Here is a 19,815-nt window from a genome sequence, read left to right as displayed (position 1 = left end):
TGGCGACACGAGCTGTCGCTACGAGAGGGTTCTGGCTGCCTGATGGCGCACTTCGAGGCTCGCCCGCCCACGGCACCCGCGCGGATCGCGGTGCCGCTGGCCGGGCAGCCGCATCGGACGGGCTGATGCCGGGCGAGCCACGGGAGGCCGTGGCCGACCAGAGTGTCTCCACCCACGACGCGGACACCATGGCGTATCAGGTCGCGACCGACGTACGAGCGCTGCGCGCGTTCGTCAACGCCGGGGCGCTGGCCCGGGGCCTGCCGGCCGAGCGGGTGGAGCTGCTGACGCTGGCGGTCAGCGAACTGGCCACCAACACGTTGCAGCACACCACCGGCGGCGGCTGGGTCCGGCTCTGGGCCGAGCCGGGCCAGTTGTTCTGCGACGTTGTCGACCATGGGCCGACACGGACGTTCGGCCGGAGCATGCCGGCGGCCGACGCGGTACGGGGTCGCGGGCTGGCGATCGTGGAGCAGATCTGTGACGAGGTCGCCGTGCTCAGCCGCGCCGGGGAGACCGTGGTACGGATTCGCCTGAGTCTGTGAAGGTCGGCGGCGATCCCCGCCCGCGCGGGCCACGGTGACTGCCACAATGCGGACAGCCCTGCCGACTGTGACACCGGGTCGGCCCCGAACAGGAGGACGGCACGATGCCGGACAGCGCACGCGAAGCTGAGCTGCTCGACGCCGAGCGCACCCTGCAGGCCGCCCAGCGCTCCGGCGACGTGGCCGCCCTGGATCAGCTCCTGGTCGACCAGCTGATCGCCGTCGGCCCGGACGGGCGTACCCACACCAAGCAGGATGACCTGGCCGCCTACCGGGACGGCCGCTCGGTCGTCCAGGAGTTGGTCGAGGAGGAGTTGGACCTGCTCGTCGTCGGTGCGACGGGGGTGACGTTCTTCCTGGGCCGGGTGTCCGGTGTCCTCGACGGGGTGCCGTTCGCGGCACGGCTGCGCTACACCCGGACCTGGGTGCACGACGACCCGCACGGCTGGCGGGTCCTGGCCGCCCACATCAGCCCGGTCTGACTCAGCTCCCGTCCTCGTCGTCCTCGGCGAGCAGGCCCTGCTCGTCGAGGAACGCGAACCACCGGTCGTCGGCGGGGGTCAGGTCGGCGTAGCCCGGCCCGAGCAGGTAGTAGTCCACGAAGGATTCCACGTCGGGGGCGAGCTCCTCGAACGCGTCGGACATGAACCACTCGGTGCCGGTCGGTGGGAAGTACCAGATCGCGCCCGTGCCACGGTCCATGAAGATCGGCTCGTCGCTGCGGGTGCCGATGACCAGCCAGCCCGCCCGGTCCTGCGGGATGGCCGAGAAGTCCGGCGCGTAATCCAGGTGGTACTGGATCCCGGCGAGGGTCGACGAGGACGCCAGCTCGACCCGACCCGCCCGCAGCCCGTCGGCCACCAGCAGGAGATCCCGCAGGTCGGGCGGGAGCCCCGCCGGGACGGCGTCGATGGCCGCCCCCTCGCCGAACTCGGCGTACGCCAGGCTCTCCGGCAGCTCGGCCAGATCAGCCCGCAGCTCCTCGATGAGCTGCCGCAGCTCGAGGTTCACTGCATCACCTCTGTTCGGATGAGGCCCGACTGCCCGGAGACCTGCGAGCCGATGCGCGGTTTGGTTCTACCACGCACCGGCTCGCCGGGGCGTCACCTCGCCGAATCCGCCAGCCCGGTCCGCGGCGGCGACGTCGAGCCCTTTCCTCAGGTCACGACGGCGTCGATCGCGCCGACGCGCAGGGTGCCGTCGTTGAGCGGCGTGCAGCGGATGCCGCCGGTGGTGCGCAGCGCCTTCCACGCCCCCGGGCCGACGGTGACATCCATCCAGGCGCACGGTCGGGCCGCCCGGTTGACCCGCAGGCTGACCGGGCCGTCGCCGGAGTCCAGCACCAGCACCCTGCCGATCAGCTCGTCCACGGCGATCCCGGTGGTGAGGATGTTGCGCCGCACCTCGGCCAGGCCGATGCCAGCTGGCAGCGACTCCTGGGCGATGACTGTGACGCTGGCGTCGCGGTGTGCCTGCTGGCCGAAGTACCGGTCGCCGACGATGCCGAGACCGGCCCGGATCCGGACCACGTCGACCAGCTCACCGGGCGGGGCCGGGGCCGGGCCGTCGGCGGGCCGGCCCAGGAAGCGGTGCACGGGCGAGGCCAGCAACTCGACGATCTCCGGCATGACAGGAAGTCTACGAAGCGGACCGGGTCTGCCGCGGCAGGTCGACGGAGGAGCCGGTGGGGGACGGCGGCGTGAGCGTCGCCGTCCCCCAGCGTGACCCGGTTTCAGGCCGGCGTGCCGGTGACAGTCAGGTTGCGCAGTCGACCCACGTTGTCGAACGAGCCGAAGCCGACCCGTCCCGAGCCGAACGTGGTGTCCTTCGCGGTCAGCAGCGGGTCCCGGTGCCCGTCGACGTAGACGGCGATCTCACCGGTGGCCGGCAGGTGCATCACCCGCACGCGGTGCCACCCGGCATCGGTGATCGCCGGGTTGGCGCCGCGCGACCGGCCGTTCCACTGGTGGTCGATGCGCTCCCGGTCGGCGTTGTCCACCTTGAAGATGCCGTTGTGCGGATAGATCGTGTTGTCGGTGGAGAGGTGGGCGTAGTAGAACTCGGTGTCCGAGCGCCAGCCGAAGACGATGATCACGTCCCGGTTGCTGACCTCCACCGGTGTGTCGAGTCGTACCTGGGCGTCGATCTGCACCGACGACCACGCTGCGCCGGCGGTCAGCACGGCGTACTCGAAGGGTCGGCGCGGACCCGGCCGGCTCTCCCCGGCCTCGGCCAGGATGACCTGGTCGCGGGTGAACTGCCACTTCGCCGGCGTTACCGGCGACCAGTTGCCGGCCCCGGCGGTGCGGCGCAGGGTGACCTCCCCGACGTCGCCGCTGGCGAACTCCGTCGTGCCGGTCACCTTCCAGACCTTCCCGTTGGCCTTCGCGACGACGTAGAGCTCACCGGCGGCGTCGGTGCCGAAGCGCAGGTCCACCCGGTTGGGGTCGCCGGGCGCGCCCGGCGCGGACAGGTCGCGCATCCGGACCGGGGCGCCAGCCGCGTCGAAGAGCGCGAGCTGGTGGATGGTGGCCAGATCCCGGCCTCGGCGCATCTCGTTGGCCTCGGTGTAGAGCACCCGGCCGTCGACCAGGTCACCGAAGACGTACTTGCCGCGCAGCGCGGGCAGCGCCCGCCCCCGGTAGACGAAGCCGCCGGCCACCGCGACACCGACGTCGTCGGTGCAGTTCCAACCGGCGGCGGGGTCGTGGTCGTACGCGGCGACCGGGTAGGTGTAGCCGTAGCTGGCGTCGTCGGCGGGCAGTGGCAGCAGCCGGTCGCAGGGGTTCGTGGCGGTCCTGTCGAAGACGAACGAGCCCTCGCGCTCGCTCCAGCCGAAGTTGTCCCCCGCGCGGACCTCGTAGATCGCCTCGACGGCGTGTTCGCCGATGTGCCCGAGGTACATCCGACCGGTCGCCCGGTCCCAGCTGAACCGGTGCGGGTCGCGGAAACCCACGGCGTAGAGCTCGCCGAGCGCGCCGGGCCGGCCGACGAACGGGTTCGCCGGCGGGATGCCGTAGCGCCCGTTCGCGGAGTTGGTGCCCCGGGGGTCGATGCGCAGCAGCTTGCCGTGCGGCAGGGCCAGGTTCTGCGGGTCGGTGTTGCGCGCGCCCTGGCCGCCGTCGCCGACGGCGAGGTACAGCAGGCCGTAGTCGCGGTCGTGGCGCTTGGCCGTGGGATTGAAGTTGATCTCCTGGATGCCGTGCACCTGGCCGCCGAAGCCGATGCGCAGCACCTCGCGGTGGGTACCGGCGAAGGTGGCGGCGGCCGGATCGGTCGCCGTCCACTCGGTGATGACCCCGTGGAAGAGCGTGTTGGGTTGGGCGTAGTCCGGTGTGACGGTTGTCGTCGACGCCAGCTCGGTGTGGATGGTGTAGAACCGGCCGTTCACCCCGAACTCCGGGTGGAACGCGACGTACCCGAAGCCCTGGCCGAGCCCGCGGCCGGAGAAGAACTGCGGCGCGAACGTCGCGGCCACGTCCAGGTAGACGTGCGGCACGCCCCCCTCGACCAGGTAGAGGCTGCCGTTGAGGTCGGGCACCGCCCGCCGGCCGGAGCCGTCGGGCACCTCCATGATGGTGTTGATCCGGGCGGTACGCATGAGCCGCGCGTCGGTCGGCGCCGGCGTCGGGTACGACTGTGGGAAGCTGGCGTACTCGGTGAGGACCAGCCCGAGGCGGGACTGGACCGGCATGTCGGGGATCGGGTCGTAGACCGCGTCGGCGGCCCGTGCGGGCGTGGCGACCAGGGCGGACAGGATCAGCACGAGGGCGGTGAGGCCGGCCCTCACTGTGGGCCGCCGGACTGTGCCGGCGCGGCGGTGCAGGGTGCGCACGCGTGTCTCCTTCTCGGTGGGACGGTGCCGAGGGTGGTCAGCGGGCAAGGTGGCGGTACTGCCTCCGCACGTCTTTCGCGCCCGCGGTGGCGCTGAAGGCGCGCAGCGTCCGCACCCCGCTGGCCGACCAGGTGCCGGCCTTCCAGTCGTCGTTGCCGGCGACCGTGGGGGCGATCTGCCGGGTCTGCACGGCGTTGCGGCTGCCCCGGTAGGCGCGGTCCGGCACCCGCATGGCTGCGCCGCCGTTGACCAGCTCGATCTCGGTGCCGGAACGCCCCTGATCGCGTTCCAGGTCGGGGTCACCGGGCACCGGGTGGTCGAAGTCGTACGCGGCGACCAGGTGCGCGCGCAGCGCCGGGTGGACGTCGGACGAGATGCTCCGATCCGCCTGGGCCGGTGGCGTACCCGCGCCGGCCAGTGCGCCGACCGCCAGGAGGGAGACGACGGCTCGTCGGGCCCTGGACATGGCTGTCACCTCGTTTCGCGGCATGCCGGATGCCGGTCACGTAAGCGCTTACGTAAGCGCTTACGTACCCTAGGCTTCGATGAATGTCGCTCGCAATAGATCGGGTGGCATGAATGTTCTCGGAGGGTGCGGATGCCCAGGGCCAGCCAGCGGCCGCGCCTCGTGGACGTCGCCGAACACGCCGCCGTCTCGCTGGCGACCGCCTCGCGGGCCCTCGCCGGCCGCGGGGGGGTCAGCGCCGAGGTGGCCGACCGGATCCGACAGATCGCCAGTGAGCTCGGCTACGTCGCCAACCCGTACGCCCGCACCCTGGCCAGCGGGGCCACCTCCACCGTGGGGTTGATCGTCCATCAGGTCGACGACCCGTACTTCTCCGAGATCGCCGCCGGGGTCATCCAACTCGCCGCCGAGCAGGGCCTTCTCGTGCAGATCTGCCAGTCCGGCCGCGACCCCGGCTACGAGCTGCAACAGCTGCGCCACCTGATCGCCCAGCGGGTCGGCATCGTCCTGATCAGCGGTTCCGGCTACGACGACCCGCGGATGGAGAGCGCCGCCCGCGCCGAGCTGGCCGCGTTCCAGGACCACGGCGGGCGGGCCGCGGCCATCGGACGGCACGCGCTCGGCGTCGACGCCGTCCTGCCTGACAACGAGGCCGGCGGCTACGCGCTCGCCCAGCACCTGATGGATCTTGGCCACCGGCGGATCGCGGTCGCCGCAGGCAGCGCCGATCTCACCACCGTCGCCGACCGGCTGGCCGGGGTCGCGGCGGCCCTGCGCCAGCGCGGCCGGTCCCCCGCCGACCTCGCCGTCGTGCACAGCGACTTCACCCGCGACGGTGGTCGGGCCGCCGCCGAGCAGATCCTCAACGAGCATCCGGCGACGACTGCGATCATCGCGCTCAACGACGTGATGGCAATGGGCGTGCTGTCGACACTGCGGTCCCGCCGCGTGCCGGTGCCCGCGCGGATGTCCGTGGTCGGCTTCGACGACGTCTCCGTCGCGGCCGACCTCGCACCCAGCCTCACCACCATCCGACTGCCAATGACCGAGATGGGCCGCACGGCACTGACACTCGCACTCAAGCCGCGCACCACCCGCCCCCGCCGCCGCCCCACCGGGCACCTGCTGGTCGTCCGCGACTCCACCGGGCCCGCGCCGACGACCTGACCCGCCGACCGCCTCGCCGGCTCAGACCGCCAGGGCCGCCCGGACCTCCCGCTCCGCCGTGACACCCCCGTCGCCGTGCGAGGTGACCCGGCCGGACTCCAGCACGTGGTAGCGGTCCGCCACCCGCAACGCGAAGCCCAGGTGCTGCTCGACGAGCAGCACACTGAACCCGGACTGCCGGGTCAGCTCGACGATCCGCTCCTGGATCTCCGCGACCACCGACGGCTGGATGCCCTCGGTCGGCTCGTCGAGCATCAGCAGCCGGGGTCGGGTGACCAGGGCACGGGCGATGGCCAACTGCTGGCGCTGACCGCCGGAGAGCAGCCCGGCCCGACGCCGCAGCAACGGGCGCAACGCCGGAAACAGGTCCAGCGCCTCCGCCGTGGCCACCGCGCCGTCGCGCCGGCCGTCGGCGACCAGCCGCAGGTTCTCCGCCGCGGTCAGGTGCGGGAAGCACTGCTGACCCTGCGGGACGTACGCCATCCCCCGCGCCACCCGCTCGTGCGGCCCGGCGCGGGTGACGTCCTCGCCGTCCAGCTCGACGGTGCCGGCGCTCGGGCGTAGCAGGCCGGCCGCGACCCGCAGCAGTGTGCTCTTGCCGGCGCCGTTGTGCCCGAGCACGGCGGCCACCCCGTCGGGCGGGACCGCCAGATCGACCCCGTGCAGCACCCGAGAGCGCCCGTACCCGGCGTGCACCCCGCGCAACGTCAGCATCATGCCTCCAGGCCAGTGCGAGCCGACCCGGCGTCGACCGGGTGGCCAAGGTAGACCTCCTGCACGCGCGGGTCCGCCTGGACCTGCGCCACCGTGCCCTCACTGAGCACGCGGCCGGCGTGCAGCACCGTGACGCTGCGCGCGAACCGGCGCAGGAAGTCCATGTCGTGCTCGATCACGACGACCGTGCGATCCCGGCTCACCGTCTCCAACAGGGCGCCGGTGGCGTCGCGTTCCTCATGGCTCATCCCGGCCACCGGCTCGTCCAACAGCAGCAGCCGGGCGTCCTGCACCAGCAGCATGCCGATCTCCAGCCACTGCTTCTGGCCGTGCGCGAGCGTCCCGGCGAGGTGCCCGGCCCGCTCGGCCAGGCCGATGGTCTCCAGCGCGGCGGCCACCTCGTCGGGGACACCCCGGCGGCGTCGGGCCATGGTCGCCCAGCTGCGCCGGGCGCCCGCCGCGATGTCGAGATTCTGCAACACCGACAGCTCCTCGAAGACCGAGGACGTCTGGAAGGTCCGGCCGATGCCGAGCCGGCTGATCCGGTGCACCGGCCGGCCCAGCAGTTCCTCGTCACCGAACCGGACCGAGCCGGTGGCCCGGACCAGGCCGGTGATCGCATCGACCAGTGTGGTCTTGCCGGCGCCGTTCGGCCCGATCAGGAACCGGATGTCGCCGGCGGGCACCTCCAGAGAGACGCCGTCGACGGCGGTGAAGCCGTCGAAGCTGACCCGCACATCGCGGACGGACAACCCGTCCAACCGCTCGCCGCTCATGCTGTGCTGGCTGGGCATGCGCTCACGGCCCTCGCTGCGCTCGGTGCGTTCGCTCATGCCGCCGGCACCTCCGTCCGCTCGACGCGTCGTCGGGACAGCGACAACCAACCGCGCCGCTGCGCGCCGACCTCACGACGGCGGGCCAGCGCCCACAGCGACGCCAGGCCGCCCGGAAGGAACGCCACCACAACCACGAAGAGCAACCCCTGAAGGTACGTCCAGGTGCCCGGGAAACGCTCGGAGAGGGCGGTACGCGCCCAGGCCACCGCCACCGCGCCGAGCACCGGACCGAGCAGGGTGGCCCGGCCGCCCACCGCGACGCCGATGACGAACTCGATCGACGGGACGATGCCGATCAGCGCCGGCGAGATGATGCCCACCGCCGGCACGAACAGCGCCCCGGCCAGCCCGGCCATGCCGGCCGCCACCACGTACGCCACCAGCTTGACCGACGCCGGGTCGTAGCCCAGGAAGCGGACCCGCTCCTCACCGTCGCGGACCGCCACCAGCAGCTCGCCGTAGCGGCTGTGGATGAGCTGACGGGTCACCGCGAGCAACCCCAGCAGCGTCCCGGCGATGATGAAGTAGACCATCCGCTGGTTGACCGGGTCGTCCAGGTCGTAGCCGAAGAAGCCCTTGATGTCGGTGAGCCCGTTGGTGCCACCCGTGGTGCCCTGCTGGCCGATCAGCAGGATCACCATCGCGGCGGCGAGCGCCTGACTGAGGATGGCGAAGTACGCGCCGCGCACCCGGCGGCGGAAGACCAGTGAGCCGAGCCCGAAGGCGACAGCCATGGGCAGCAGCACCGTGGCGGGCAGCGCGAACCACGGGCTGGCGAACGGCCGCCACCACAGGGGCAGCTCGTCGAGTTGCCCGTACAGCTGCATGAAGTCGGGCATCCCACCCGGGCCCGCGTCGGCGAGCTTGAGGTGCATGGCCATCGCGTAGCCGCCGAGGCCGAAGAAGACGCCCTGGCCGAGGGTGAGCATCCCGCCCCGACCCCAGGCGATCCCGATGCCGACCGCGACCATGGCGACGCAGAGGTACTTGGCGAGCAGCGACAGCCGGAAGTCCGACAGCACCAGCGGGGCGACCGCGAAGAGCAGCGCCGCGCCGAGCGCGAAGCCGGCCGCCGTCCGCAGCCGCGAGCGCCCGTCGCGCCGAGCCGGCGGTACGGCGCCGGCGGGGGCCGGGCGGGTGGCGGTGTCCGGTGGCGCGGGTGTCACGGCGGTCATGCGAGGCTCCTGGTCCGCAGGGTGAACAGGCCCTGTGGTCGCCACTGGAGGAACGCGACGATCGCCACGAACACGATCACCTTGGCGACGCTGAGGGTGGTCAGGTACTCCCCGGTGGCCTGGAGCACGCCGAGGGCGAAGGCGACGATCACGCTGCCCTTGAGCTGGCCGATCCCGCCGACCACGACGACCAGGAAGGCGTCGATGATCAGGTTGGTGCCCATGGTCGGGCCGATCGGGCCGAGCAGGGTGAGCGCCACCCCGGCAAGCCCGGCCAGGCCGGAGCCGAGAAAGAAGGTCGTCCGGTCGACCCGGGAGGTGGCGATCCCGGACACGGCGGCGAGGTCGCGGTTCTGCACCACCGCGCGGATCCGACGCCCGAGCGGGGTGAGTCGCAGCGCCAGGGTGAGCGCCGCGACGGCGGCCAGCGCCAGGGTCAGGATGAACAGCCGGTTGTTGGCGATGGTCAGCCCGCCGGGCAGCGCCACGTTGCCGGTGAGCAGCTCGGGCGCGCGGGTCTGCACGTTCGGGCTGCCGAAGACGTCCCGGGCCAGTTGTTGCAACATCAGTGACACCCCCCAGGTGACCAGCAGGGTGTCCAGTGGCCGGGCGTAGAGCCGGCGGATCAGCAGCACCTCCAGCAGGACACCCATGGTGCCGGCGACCACGAACGCCACCGGCAGCGCGACCACCAGCGACAGGCCGGCGCCGGTGATGCTCTGTTGCAGAACGTAGGTGGTGTACGCGCCGGCCATGATGAACTCACCGTGCGCCATGTTGATCACGTTCATCTGGCCGAAGGTCAGCGCGAGGCCGAGCGCGATGAGCAGCAGCACCGCGCCGATGCTGATGCCGGTGAAGAGTTGACCGAAGAGGACTGTCACGGTGGGTACTCCGAACTGCTGGTCGGGTGGCCCGGGCGGGGCGCGTCGCCGCGCGGCCCGCCCGGGCCGGCGTCGTCAGCTCAGGCCGCTCGCCCACGGGTAGGTCTTGAGGTACGGGTCCGGCGCGACCGGCTTGCCGGAGTTCCACACCTCGGTGATCAGACCGTCCGCGCCGATCTTGCCGATCCGGGCGGTCTTGGCGATGTGCTGGGTCGTGCCGTCGACGGTGACCAGACCCTCCGGCGCGTCGAAGGTGATCCCGTTCGAGGCGGAGCGGACCTTCTCCACGTCGAAGGCGCCGGCCTTCTCGACCATCGCCTTCCACAGGTGCACGCCGACGTACGCGGCCTCCATCGGATCGCTGGTTGGCTTGTCCGCGCCGTACTTCGCCTTGTACGCGGCCACGAACTTCGAGTTCGCCGCGCCCGGGGTGGTCTGGTAGTAGTTCCAGGCCGTGAGTTGGCCCTCCAGGTACTGCGTGCCGATGCTCTTGACCTCTTCCTCGGCGATCGACACCGAGACCACCGGCATGGAGGCTGCGGTCAGGCCCGCCGACTTGTATTCCTTGAAGAAGGCCACGTTGCTGTCACCGTTGAGCGTGTTGAACACCGCGTCCGCGCCGGACGATTTGACCTTGTTGACGATGGTGCCGAACTCGGTGGAGCCCAGCGGCGCGTAATCCTCACCCAGCACGGCCATCCCGTTCGCGGCCGCGTACGCCTTGATGATTTTGTTGGCGGTACGGGGAAAGACGTAGTCGCTACCGACCAGATAGACCGACTTCGCACCCTGTGCCTTGAGGTAGTCGAGCCCGGGAACGATCTGCTGATTGGTCGTCGCCCCGGTGTAGAAGATGTAGGGCGACTGCTCCAGACCCTCGTACTGCACCGGGTAGAACAGCAACGCCTTGTTCTTCTCGAACACCGGCTTGACCGCCTTGCGGCTGGCCGACGTCCAACAGCCGAAGACCGCGGCCACCCGGTCCTCGGAGATGAGCTTCTCGGCCTTCTCGGCGAAGGTGGGCCAGTCCGAGGCACCGTCCTCACCGACCGGCTGGATCTTCTTGCCGAGGACGCCGCCGGCCGAGTTAATCTCCTCGACGGCGAGCATGATGGCGTCGCGGACGGTGACCTCGCTGATCGCCATGGTTCCGGAGAGCGAGTTGAGCAGGCCGACCTTGACGGTGTCGCCGGAGACGTCGGCGGTGACGCCGGTCGCGCTCGCCTCGTCGGTGGTCTTGCTGCCGCACGCGGTCATCGCGGCCGCGGCGACCAGGGTCATGGCACCCGCCAGGATGCGGCGGCCCCGGAATAATGACATCTACTCTCCCTGCGGTGCACTCAAGTGACGAAAGGACGGTCGGTGCGGTCCGATGGAGCTGACGTGGGCGATGCCGAGCTCGACGGGTGGACGCCGCGCAGGGCACCGGATCGGTTATGGGCAGGGAAAGCGTCGACCGACATGATTGCGCGTGTGTTTCCCGGCCCTTAATTGACTGTTTCCGAGGGGCCGGTCGGGCGCGCACGAAAAAACGGCCGACACCGTTGGGAGGAAACGGTGTCGGCCGTTCGGAAAGACGCGAGATAAGCGCCACCACAATGGTCGGCGGACGAATCCGCCGACGGTGGCCCACATTGGTGAGACCTGACCCTGTGGCCAGATACTTCACGCAGGAAGCATCTTAGGACGGGGTTGGGTGGCGCTGTCAAGGGTCCGGTCAGCCGGTTGCCGGTGCCCGGTTCAGAGCTGGGCGAGCACTGTGAAGTCGAGCCCGTCGGCCTCGGCCAGGTAGATGCGCTGACGCACGTGCCGCTGGCGCAGCCGCAACCGCCCACGCGGCCCCTGGTAGGCGACCGTGTCGGCGGCCGTCTCGATGGCCCGCACGTCGAGGGTGCGGGCCTGGCCGATCAGCGCGGCGAGCAGCATGACGCCCTCGTAGCAGGACTCCCCCAGGCTGCCCAGCGGCGGCGCCTCCACCCCGAACCGCCGCGCGAACTCGCCGTGGAAGTCGAGATTCTCCTGGGTCACCAGCCCGGCGAAGAAGCCCGCCGTGCTGTACAACCTCCGGGTCGCGCCGGCACCGCTGGCCAGCAGCATGTTCTCGTCCATCAGAGTGCTCAGCCGCAGGCAGCGCTGATCCAGACCCGACCGGGCGAACGCCCGGTTGAACCGCACCGCGTCGGCACCGACCAGCAGCATCAACACCGCGTCCGCGTCACTGTGCTCGATGCGACGCAACACCTCGGTGAAGTCGTGCGCGTCCAACGGCAGGAAGTGCCGGCCCACCACCTGCCCACCGCCGCGCAGCGCGTACCGGTGGGCCGCCCGCGACGTACGGCGCGGCCACACGTAGTCGTTGCCCACCACGAACCAGCGACGCACCCCCTGCTCCGCGGCGAGCAACCGCATCGCGGGCCACAGCTGGGCGTCCGGCGTCTCGCTGGTCAGGAAGACCCCTTCGGTACGCTCGCCGCCCTCGTAGAGTGCGGTGTAGACGTACGGCACCCGGTGCGCGACGCGGGGCGCCAACGCCTGGCGCACCGAGGAGATGTGCCACCCCGTCACCCCCTGCACGGCCCCCACCGACACCAACGCCTCGACCTCGGCGGCCACCTCCGCCGGAGGCGCTCCACCGTCGACCGGCACCAGTCGCACCTCTCGGCCCAGCACCCCGCCGCACCGATTGATTTCCTCCACCGCGAGCTGCGCGCAGAGCTCGCAGGTGGGGCCGAACATGCCGGCCGGCCCGCGCATCGGGTAGACCAACGCGATGCTGACCACGGCACGGTCGACGGTCAGCCACGGCGGTGCCGGCGCGGACATGAGCACATGATTGCCCGGCCTACGACGGAAGACCAGCGTTCACCACTGACCGGGACGACTAGCTACCATGACAGGGCCACCGGACCAGGGAGTTTCATGTCAGACGTGCCCGGGGCGCCAGCCGACCTGCTGCGCTCGCTCACCCGCGCCGAACGGCTGCTCTCCCGCCGACTGGGCGCCGTGCTGGCCGACGACGCGCTGAGCATCGAGGCGTGGCGGGTGCTCTGCCTGCTCGCCGACGGCCGGGGTCACCCGATGAGCGAGGTGTCCGCCGAGGCATCGCTGCCGCCAGGCACCCTCACCAAGCTGGTCGACCAGCTCGTCGACCGCAACCTCGTCTTCCGCCGGATCGATCCGATCGACCGTCGACGGATTCGGGCGTACCTGACCACCCGGGGCCGCCGCGAGTACGCCCGCCTGGACGAGCGGGTCCGGGCCAGCATCGCCGAGCTGGGCGTGCCGCACGCCGCCGACCTGGTGAGCCAGCTCGACGACCTGATCGGCCGACTCGACCCGGCCCGGCCGCGGGAACACGCCGACGCGTCCGGCCCCCACCGCTGATCCCTCCCCGGCTCACCGACCGACCTCCTGGGTGAGCGGCAGTCTCACCTGCTCCCGACGCGGCACGGGCTGGCCTTGAGCGCGACCCGATCCCAAGCGCCACCGACCACAAGCACCACCCAGCCGCGAACGCCACCCGCCCGAGAGCGTGATGTCTGTGAGTCATCGTGATGACTCACAGACATCACGCTCTCCGCAGTGTCCGCCTCCAGAACGGCCCCGAGGGCCAGGCGGACCGACAGGGCTTCCTAGCCGGTGAGGTGGGCGCGCAGGGTGTGCGCGTCGGGGGCGGTGGCGGTCCACAGTGTCGCTGGGCCGCCCGCCAGCGGTAATCGGGCGACACTGCCCTCGGCCGTCGGAGGTTCGGCTGGTCGCGAAGGGTCGACCACCAACAGCGAGCCGGTGGCCGGCGCACCGCCGAGCACCGCCGGGCCGGCCCAGCCGGGCGCGTGCGGTCCCACCGCCAGGGACTGACGCAGCAGTGGTCGACCCGCGTAGTCGACCTGGGTGTGCACGACGGCGCCGCCGGGCGCCTCGTCGTACCGGCCGCAGATCAGCTCGTCGCGCCAGCGCAGGTTCGCACCGGCGGCCACCTCGACGCGGGACTCGGCGAGGTGCGCGCAGCCGGCCGCCGCGACCAGTTGCTCCGGTAGCCAGTGCAGCGTGGCACCGACGTGCACCACCGCCCGCACCGCCATCCGGGAGACGGCACCCGAGCGACCCGGTAGGGCGATCGACGCGGCGACGCTGTGCACCCGGACCGCCGCGCCCGGACCCACCTCGATCTCCAGGCGCAGATCGTCGCCGGCGAGCGGCCCGGCCGCCCCGCCGACGAGGTGCACCGTGGCGACACCGTTGTCGGTGCGGGTCTGGCGCAGCAGGAGCGGCGTTTCGCCGTGCAGCTCGACCAGGGCCGTGCCGCCCCGACCGTCGGCCCGGGCGACCAGCCGGGCGTGCGCCCGCATCAGGCCGGGCCGACCGGCGCGGCGAGCGGGTGCAGGGCGGCGTGGTGGGCCAACTCGTGCCGGATCCAGTCCGCCACCGACGTGGCCGTGGGGTCTCCCACGATGGACAGGAAGAGGGTCGGGAGGTCGCCGCGTCGGGCTCGCGCGTCACGATCCATGACGGCGAGGTCAGCACCCACCATCGGCGCCAGGTCGGTCTTGTTGATCACGAGAAGGTCGGCGGCGGTGACCCCGGGCCCGCCCTTGCGGGGCACCTTGTCCCCGCCCGCCACGTCGACCACGAAGATCTGCCGGTCGACCAGCCCTCGGCTGAAGGTCGCGGTCAGGTTGTCCCCACCGCTCTCCACGAGGACCAGGTCCAACGGGCCGACCGCCTCGGCCAGTTCGTCCACGGCGTCCAGATTGGCGCCGATGTCGTCGCGGATCGCCGTGTGTGGGCAGCAGCCGGTCTCCACCGCGCGAATCCGGGCCGGGTCCAGCACGCCGGCCCGCCGCAGGAAGTCGGCGTCCTCGGTGGTGTAGATGTCGTTGGTCACCACGCCGAGCCGCAAATCGTCGGCGAAGGCACGGCAGAGGGCGGCCACCAGGGCCGTCTTGCCGGACCCGACCGGGCCGCCGATGCCGACCCGCAGGGCACGGCCGGCGCGCGCCAGCGGCGGGTGAGGGTCCACCCCCGGCTCCGGATGGGTGTGCGCAACGGTCTCGTCGTGAGGTGGGGCGGCCGGCGACGGCACTGTCGGTTCGACGGCGGGCACAGCGTTCGGCACAACGGTGTCAGGACGCAAAGAGACGCACCTCCCAGGTGGCATGGATTTCGGCATAAATATCGGCGAGTGGAGCGGCGGCCGCCGGCAGCCGCTCCGGTGGGTCGTCGGCCGCCCGCGCCGCGTCGGCTGCCGTGCCGTCGCAGGCGTCGGCCAGGCCGACCAGCAGGGCCTGGACCCGGTACGGGTCGAGGCCGAGCAGACGTACGCCGGCGCTGGCCGCCCCGGCGACCGTCCCGTACGCGGCGATCGTGGCGGTCTCGACGCGGGACAGCCCGGCCGCGGCGCAGAGCAGCCCGAGCACCAGCGGTTGGTGTGGGCCGCCGGGTGCCGTGGGCAGGTCGGCGAACGGGGCGTCCGGCCAGATGGCCCGACCGGCGCGCAGCAGCGCCCGGCCCTGTCGGCGCGAGACCGCCCGCAGCGCCGGGGCGGCGGTACGCGCGTCCAGCTCCGCGTCGAGCCGAGCCAACGACCCCGACCGAGCGGCAGCCTCAGCCGGGGCGTCCGAACGTCGGCCGGGCCGGGCTGGGCCGGTCGTGCCGGCGGTCTCGGCCACCGCCGCCCGGTGTGCGGCCGCCGCGAACGCCGCGCCGACCAGGCCTGCGGTGGCCAACCGTCCGGCCAGGAACGACTCCAACGACGCCAGGTCGGTGACCCGGCCGGCGGCGACGGCCGCCTCCAGACCACCGGAGTGCGCGTGCGCCCCAGCCGGGAATCGTCCGTCGGCCAACAGCAACAGCAGGCTCGGCGTCGCCATCAGAACAGGAAGTACCGCTGGGCCATCGGCAGCCGGGTCACCGGGTCCGGCTCCACCACCTGCCCGTCGACCCGCACGGTGAAGGTGTCCGGGTCCACCTCGATGCGCGGCATCGCGTTGTTCTCCGGCAGGTCGGCCTTGCCCCGCGATCGCACGTCGTTCACCGGCACCACCCGGCGTCGTACGTCCAGGCGGAGCCCGGCGTCCAGCGCCGCCGGGGCCACGAAGGCCAGGCTGGTGGCGGCCGCCGCCGCGCCGTACGCCCCGAACATCGGCCTCGGCAGCATCGGCTGCGGGGTCGGGATCGAGGCGTTGGCGTCACCCATCTGGGCGTACGCGATCATGCCGCCCTTGATGACCAGGTGCGGTCGTACGCCGAAGAACGCCGGGTCCCAGAGCACCAGGTCGGCGAGCTTACCCGGCTCGACCGAGCCGATCTCCCGTTCCAGCCCGTTGGCCATCGCCGCGCAGATGGTGTATTTCGCCACGTACCGCCGGGCCCGGTGGTTGTCGGCGGCCCCGTCACCCGGCAGCGCGCCGACCCGGTCCTTCATCACGTGGGCGCTCTGCCAGGTCCGCGTGATCACCTCGCCGACCCGGCCCATCGCCTGCGCGTCGGAACCGATGATCGAGATCGCGCCGAGGTCGTGCAGCAGGTCCTCGGCGGCCATCGTGGACGGTCGGATCCGGCTCTCGGCGAAGGCCAGGTCCTCCGGCACGGACGGGTTGAGGTGGTGGCAGACCATCAACATGTCCAGGTGCTCGGCCAGGGTGTTCGCGGTGTACGGCCGGGTCGGGTTGGTCGACGACGGCAATACGTTCGGTTCGCTGGCCACGGTGATGATGTCCGGTGCGTGCCCGCCGCCGGCTCCCTCGGTGTGGTACGAGTGGATCGCGCGTCCACCGATCGCCCGCAGGGTGTCGGCGACGAAACCGGCCTCGTTGAGCGTGTCGGTGTGGATCGACACCTGCACGCCGGACGCGTCCGCCACCCGCAGGCAGGCGTCGATCGCCGCCGGCGTGGTGCCCCAGTCCTCGTGCAGCTTGAAACCGCCCGCACCGGCCCGCAACTGTTCCCACAGCGCCTCGCTGGAGACGGTGTTGCCCTTGCCGAGCAGCAGCACGTTGACCGGCATGGTGTCCAGCGCCTCGTGCATCCGGGCCAGGTGCCAGGCGTTCGGGGTGACGGTTGTCGCGCGGGTCCCCTCGGCCGGCCCGGTGCCGCCACCGACGAGCGTGGTGATGCCACTGGCCAGCGCCTCGGTGACGATCTGCGGGCAGATGAAGTGCACGTGGGTGTCGACCGCGCCGGCGGTGAGGATCCGCCCGTTGCCCGCGATCACCTCGGTCGACGGGCCGATGACCAGGTCGGGGTGGACACCGGGCATGGTGTCCGGGTTGCCGGCCCGGCCGAGCGCCACGATGCGCCCGTCGCGCAGCCCCACGTCGGCCTTGACCACACCCCAGTGGTCCAGCACCACCGCGCCGGTGATGACGGTGTCCAGTGCCCCCTCGGCGCGGGTGGCACGGGACTGCCCCATCGACTCGCGGATCACCTTCCCGCCGCCGAAGACCGCCTCGTCGCCGCCCACGCAGTGGTCGGTCTCCACCTCGATCAACAGGTTGGTGTCCGCCAGCCGGATCCGGTCACCGGTCGTCGGCCCGTACAGGTCGATGTAGCGGTCGCGCCGCACGGCGCTCACCGCGGCGACCCGTCGGCCGTAGTGGTGTCAAGCGGTCCGCCGCACTCGCCCCGTAGGCCGGGTACGACGCGTGCGCCGCCGAGCGGGACGAGGTCGACGCTGCGGCTGATGCCCGGTTCGAACCGGACGGAGGTGCCCGCCGCGACGGCGAGTCGTTGCCCCCAGGCCGCACCCCGGTCGAACGACAGCGCCGGGTTGGCTTCGGCGAAGTGGTAGTGCGAACCGATCTGCACCGGGCGGTCGGCGGTGTTGACCACGAGCACCGTGGTCACCGGACGACCCACGTTGATCTCGACCGGGTCGGCCGCCGGCAGGATCTCCCCGGGGATCACGGGATCGGGTGGTGCACAGTCACCAGCTTGGTGCCGTCCGGGAAGGTCGCCTCCACCTGCACCTCCCTCAGCAGCTCGGGGATGCCGTCCTGGACGTCGTCGCGGCCGAGCACCGCCCGGCCGGCCGACATCAGGTCGACCACCGACCGTCCGTCGCGGGCCCCTTCGAGGAGGAACGCGGTGATCACCGCGACGGCTTCGGGATAGTTGAGGCGCAGGCCGCGTTCGCGGCGGGCGCGGGCGACATCGGCCGCGACGTGGAGGAGCAGGCGGTCCTGCTCGTGCGGGCTGAGGAACACGGGGCTCTCCCGGTGGGTCGGCGTGCCCCGGCTCGCCGTCGGCTCCACGCGGAGCCACCTCGGGCACCAGGAGCCGAGGGGACGAGCTGGGAGTCGCACGACCGCCGGGTCACCGCCGACGGGGCGACCCGGGACTCCACCATCCCGGCCCGCACGACGGGCAACCGGCGGTGTCGGGTCGGATGCGGACCGCACCGCCCACCGCTGAGCAGACCGTAGAGGATCGCCACCGATCGGGGCAACAGTCCATTGGGGATCGCACCGTATGCCGGTCCGTGTTCCCGTGGAGCGGCTGGCAGGGGATGATCGCCGGATGACGGCGACGAGGGGTACCCGCGCACTGCTCGGTGTTCTGTTCCTGGCCGCGGCCACGGTCGGGGCGTGGATCCTCTGGCTGGGTTGGGACACCCGGTACACGGTCGACGCGCAGACCGGCGCGAGCAGCGGCCCGTACGAGCCGTGGCAGGTGATCGGCTGCGTGCTGACGCTCGTGGTGCTGGCCGCGCTCGCCGGGACGCGGCTCAGTCCGTGGTTGGTGGCGCCGGTGATGACGGTGGCGTTCACGGCGGTCTGGTCGTGGCGGGCCGCGTCGACAGACGACAGCGGGCTGTGGGTGGTCGGGGGGATTCTGGTGCTGGTCGGGATGGCCGCCGGCAGCACGGTGGTGAGCCTCGCCGGGCGGCGGGTCGGCCAGCGGTTCACCGGCCGACCCGCCGCGAGATAACCCATCGCCCCGTCGGCGCCAGTTGCCGCGGGTCGGCCGGTCAGCGGGCCACGACAGGCTGCGGCGCGGGCGCGCGGGTGAAGGGGATGTCGACGTGGTCGGGGGTCCCCGGCTGGCCGTCGGGGTGCCGCCACAGCCCCCGGTCGCGCAGGATCGGCAGCACGCCCTCACCGAACCAGTACGCCTCCTCCAGGTGCGGATAGCCGGAGAGGATGAACTCGTCGATGCCGAGCGCGTGGTATTCCGCGATCCGGTCGGCGACCTCGGCGTGGCTGCCGACGAGGGCGGTGCCGGCCCCACCACGGACCAGCCCGACCCCCGCCCACAGGTTGGGGGCGACCTCCAGGCCGTCGCGGGAGCCACCGTTCAGGTCGAGCATCCGACGCTGCCCCTCGGACTCACTGCGGCGAAGCCCCTCCTGCACGGCCCGAATGTCGGCCTCGGACACCCCGTCGAGCAGACGCTGGGCCTGCGCCCAGGCCTGTTCGGCGGTGTCGCGCACGATGACGTGCAACCGGATGCCGAAGCGCAGTTCCCGCCCGGCGCGGGCGGCAAGCGCCCGGACGCGCTCCAGTTTGTCGGCGACCAGGGCCGGCGGCTCGCCCCAGGTGAGGTAGACGTCGCTGTGCCGCACCGCCACCGGGAGGGCGGCGGCCGAGGACCCGCCGAAGTAGACCGGCGGCACCGGGTCCGGCAGTCGGTGCAACCGTGCCTGTTCGACGCGGACGTGGGTGCCGTCGTGGTCGACGGTCTCGCCGCGCCACAGCGCACGCACCACGTGCAGGAACTCGTCGGCCCGCGCGTACCGGGCGTCCTTGTCCAGGAAGTCGCCGTAGGCCCGCTGCTCGTGCGACTCGCCGCCGGTGACCACGTTGAGCAGCAGCCGGCCCCGGGACAACCGCTGGAAGGTCGAGGCCATCTGGGCGGCCAGCGTGGGGGCCAGCAGCCCGGGCCGGAAGGCGACCAGGAACTTGAGTCGCTCGGTCACCTCGGTGAGCATCGCGGTGCTGAGCCAGGCGTCCTCGCACCAGGCGCCGGTCGGGGTGAGCGCGCCGACGAAGCCGAGTTGCTCGGCGCTGCGGGCGATCTGCCCGAGGTACGCCACGCTGGCCGGGCGGGCGCCTCCGGCGGCGCCGGTCGGTACGCCGTGGCCGCCGCCGACGATGTCCCGGCTGTCGCCGTTGGTGGGCAGGAACCAGTGGAAGGTGAGGGTCATCGGGTTCTTTCCTCCAGCGGGGACGGTCGGCGCACGCGGCGAGGCGGGC

22 protein-coding genes are annotated in these 19,815 nt (G+C 72.1%); 5 read left to right on the top strand and 17 right to left on the bottom strand.

Annotation, left to right across the window (positions count from 1 at the left end; translation table 11 throughout):
- Positions 1–125 precede the first annotated feature (125 nt).
- Both V6U86_RS28440 and V6U86_RS28435 read left to right on the top strand, forming a co-directional pair.
- Complete coding sequence (locus tag V6U86_RS28440) at positions 126–545, top strand: ATP-binding protein (protein WP_334508545.1); 420 nt, start codon at positions 126–128, stop codon at positions 543–545.
- Between the two features lie 104 nt (positions 546–649).
- Positions 650–1,027, top strand: coding sequence for a nuclear transport factor 2 family protein (locus tag V6U86_RS28435; RefSeq protein ID WP_334508543.1), 378 nt, complete (start codon positions 650–652; stop codon positions 1,025–1,027).
- Between the two features lies 1 nt (position 1,028).
- On the opposite strand, the gene V6U86_RS28430 is transcribed toward V6U86_RS28435, so the two are convergent.
- The 4 genes from V6U86_RS28430 to V6U86_RS28415 all read right to left on the bottom strand — a co-directional run bounded on the left by V6U86_RS28430 (position 1,029) and on the right by V6U86_RS28415 (position 4,846).
- The gene (locus tag V6U86_RS28430; RefSeq protein WP_334508541.1) at positions 1,029–1,556 is read right to left on the bottom strand and encodes an SUKH-4 family immunity protein; all 528 of its coding nucleotides are present in this window, start codon (positions 1,554–1,556) and stop codon (positions 1,029–1,031) included.
- Positions 1,557–1,702: 146 nt separating this feature from the next.
- Positions 1,703–2,173 (bottom strand): molybdenum cofactor biosysynthesis protein, encoded by a 471-nt coding sequence (locus V6U86_RS28425; RefSeq protein ID WP_334508539.1) that lies wholly within the window; start codon positions 2,171–2,173, stop codon positions 1,703–1,705.
- A 104-nt stretch (positions 2,174–2,277) separates the two neighbouring features.
- Complete coding sequence (locus V6U86_RS28420) at positions 2,278–4,380, bottom strand: PQQ-dependent sugar dehydrogenase (RefSeq protein ID WP_334508537.1); 2,103 nt, start codon at positions 4,378–4,380, stop codon at positions 2,278–2,280.
- 37 nt (positions 4,381–4,417) lie between these two features.
- Positions 4,418–4,846, bottom strand: coding sequence for a hypothetical protein (locus V6U86_RS28415; protein WP_334508535.1), 429 nt, complete (start codon positions 4,844–4,846; stop codon positions 4,418–4,420).
- Positions 4,847–4,978: 132 nt separating this feature from the next.
- On the opposite strand from V6U86_RS28415, the gene V6U86_RS28410 reads away from it, so the two are divergent.
- Complete coding sequence (locus V6U86_RS28410) at positions 4,979–6,013, top strand: LacI family DNA-binding transcriptional regulator (RefSeq protein ID WP_334508533.1); 1,035 nt, start codon at positions 4,979–4,981, stop codon at positions 6,011–6,013.
- Positions 6,014–6,034: 21 nt separating this feature from the next.
- On the opposite strand, the gene urtE is transcribed toward V6U86_RS28410, so the two are convergent.
- The 6 genes from urtE to V6U86_RS28380 form a co-directional block, all read right to left on the bottom strand.
- Positions 6,035–6,730, bottom strand: a complete 696-nt coding sequence (gene urtE, locus V6U86_RS28405; protein ID WP_334508530.1) for an urea ABC transporter ATP-binding subunit UrtE — start codon at positions 6,728–6,730, stop codon at positions 6,035–6,037.
- Complete coding sequence (urtD, locus tag V6U86_RS28400; protein ID WP_334508527.1) at positions 6,727–7,560, bottom strand: urea ABC transporter ATP-binding protein UrtD; 834 nt, start codon at positions 7,558–7,560, stop codon at positions 6,727–6,729. The genes urtE and urtD overlap by 4 nt, the downstream gene beginning before the upstream one ends.
- Positions 7,557–8,738 carry an urea ABC transporter permease subunit UrtC gene (gene urtC, locus V6U86_RS28395; RefSeq protein WP_334508525.1) on the bottom strand — a complete coding sequence of 394 codons (1,182 nt, stop codon included), beginning with the start codon at positions 8,736–8,738 and terminating at the stop codon, positions 7,557–7,559. The genes urtD and urtC overlap by 4 nt, the downstream gene beginning before the upstream one ends.
- Complete coding sequence (gene urtB, locus V6U86_RS28390) at positions 8,735–9,622, bottom strand: urea ABC transporter permease subunit UrtB (RefSeq protein ID WP_334508523.1); 888 nt, start codon at positions 9,620–9,622, stop codon at positions 8,735–8,737. The genes urtC and urtB overlap by 4 nt, the downstream gene beginning before the upstream one ends.
- A gap of 75 nt (positions 9,623–9,697) precedes the next feature.
- Positions 9,698–10,942 carry an urea ABC transporter substrate-binding protein gene (gene urtA / locus V6U86_RS28385; protein ID WP_334508520.1) on the bottom strand — a complete coding sequence of 415 codons (1,245 nt, stop codon included), beginning with the start codon at positions 10,940–10,942 and terminating at the stop codon, positions 9,698–9,700.
- 420 nt (positions 10,943–11,362) lie between these two features.
- Positions 11,363–12,445, bottom strand: coding sequence for a substrate-binding domain-containing protein (locus V6U86_RS28380; RefSeq protein WP_334508518.1), 1,083 nt, complete (start codon positions 12,443–12,445; stop codon positions 11,363–11,365).
- Positions 12,446–12,541: 96 nt separating this feature from the next.
- On the opposite strand from V6U86_RS28380, the gene V6U86_RS28375 reads away from it, so the two are divergent.
- Complete coding sequence (locus tag V6U86_RS28375; protein WP_334508516.1) at positions 12,542–13,006, top strand: MarR family winged helix-turn-helix transcriptional regulator; 465 nt, start codon at positions 12,542–12,544, stop codon at positions 13,004–13,006.
- A gap of 248 nt (positions 13,007–13,254) precedes the next feature.
- Here V6U86_RS28375 and V6U86_RS28370 read toward each other — a convergent pair whose 3' ends face one another.
- From V6U86_RS28370 to V6U86_RS28345, 6 genes are all read right to left on the bottom strand, one after another.
- On the bottom strand, positions 13,255–13,971 hold the full coding sequence (locus V6U86_RS28370) for an urease accessory protein UreD (protein WP_334508514.1): 717 nt from the start codon (positions 13,969–13,971) through the stop codon (positions 13,255–13,257).
- Positions 13,971–14,642, bottom strand: a complete 672-nt coding sequence (ureG, locus tag V6U86_RS28365) for an urease accessory protein UreG (RefSeq protein ID WP_334508512.1) — start codon at positions 14,640–14,642, stop codon at positions 13,971–13,973. Before ureG ends, V6U86_RS28370 begins: the two co-directional genes overlap by 1 nt.
- A 103-nt stretch (positions 14,643–14,745) precedes the next feature.
- Positions 14,746–15,492: an urease accessory protein UreF gene (locus V6U86_RS28360; RefSeq protein WP_334508510.1), complete on the bottom strand. Its 747-nt coding sequence runs from the start codon at positions 15,490–15,492 to the stop codon at positions 14,746–14,748.
- The gene (locus V6U86_RS28355) at positions 15,492–17,195 is read right to left on the bottom strand and encodes an urease subunit alpha (protein ID WP_334508508.1); all 1,704 of its coding nucleotides are present in this window, start codon (positions 17,193–17,195) and stop codon (positions 15,492–15,494) included. The genes V6U86_RS28360 and V6U86_RS28355 overlap by 1 nt, the downstream gene beginning before the upstream one ends.
- Positions 17,192–17,527, bottom strand: a complete 336-nt coding sequence (locus V6U86_RS28350) for an urease subunit beta (RefSeq protein ID WP_334508505.1) — start codon at positions 17,525–17,527, stop codon at positions 17,192–17,194. Before V6U86_RS28350 ends, V6U86_RS28355 begins: the two co-directional genes overlap by 4 nt.
- The gene (locus V6U86_RS28345) at positions 17,524–17,826 is read right to left on the bottom strand and encodes an urease subunit gamma (protein ID WP_334508567.1); all 303 of its coding nucleotides are present in this window, start codon (positions 17,824–17,826) and stop codon (positions 17,524–17,526) included. The genes V6U86_RS28350 and V6U86_RS28345 overlap by 4 nt, the downstream gene beginning before the upstream one ends.
- A gap of 313 nt (positions 17,827–18,139) precedes the next feature.
- Here V6U86_RS28345 and V6U86_RS28340 point away from each other — a divergent pair, with 313 nt between their 5' ends.
- Positions 18,140–18,550, top strand: coding sequence for a hypothetical protein (locus V6U86_RS28340; RefSeq protein ID WP_334508502.1), 411 nt, complete (start codon positions 18,140–18,142; stop codon positions 18,548–18,550).
- A 40-nt stretch (positions 18,551–18,590) separates the two neighbouring features.
- Here the strand turns inward: V6U86_RS28340 and V6U86_RS28335 are convergent, their stop codons facing one another.
- Positions 18,591–19,766, bottom strand: a complete 1,176-nt coding sequence (locus V6U86_RS28335; protein WP_334508499.1) for an LLM class flavin-dependent oxidoreductase — start codon at positions 19,764–19,766, stop codon at positions 18,591–18,593.
- Positions 19,767–19,815 lie beyond the last annotated feature (49 nt).

It is taken from the genome of Micromonospora sp. CPCC 205558 (assembly GCF_036902955.1).
Classification (GTDB): Bacteria; Actinomycetota; Actinomycetes; order Mycobacteriales; family Micromonosporaceae; genus Micromonospora.
This window is presented reverse-complemented; position numbering and strand designations above follow the sequence as displayed.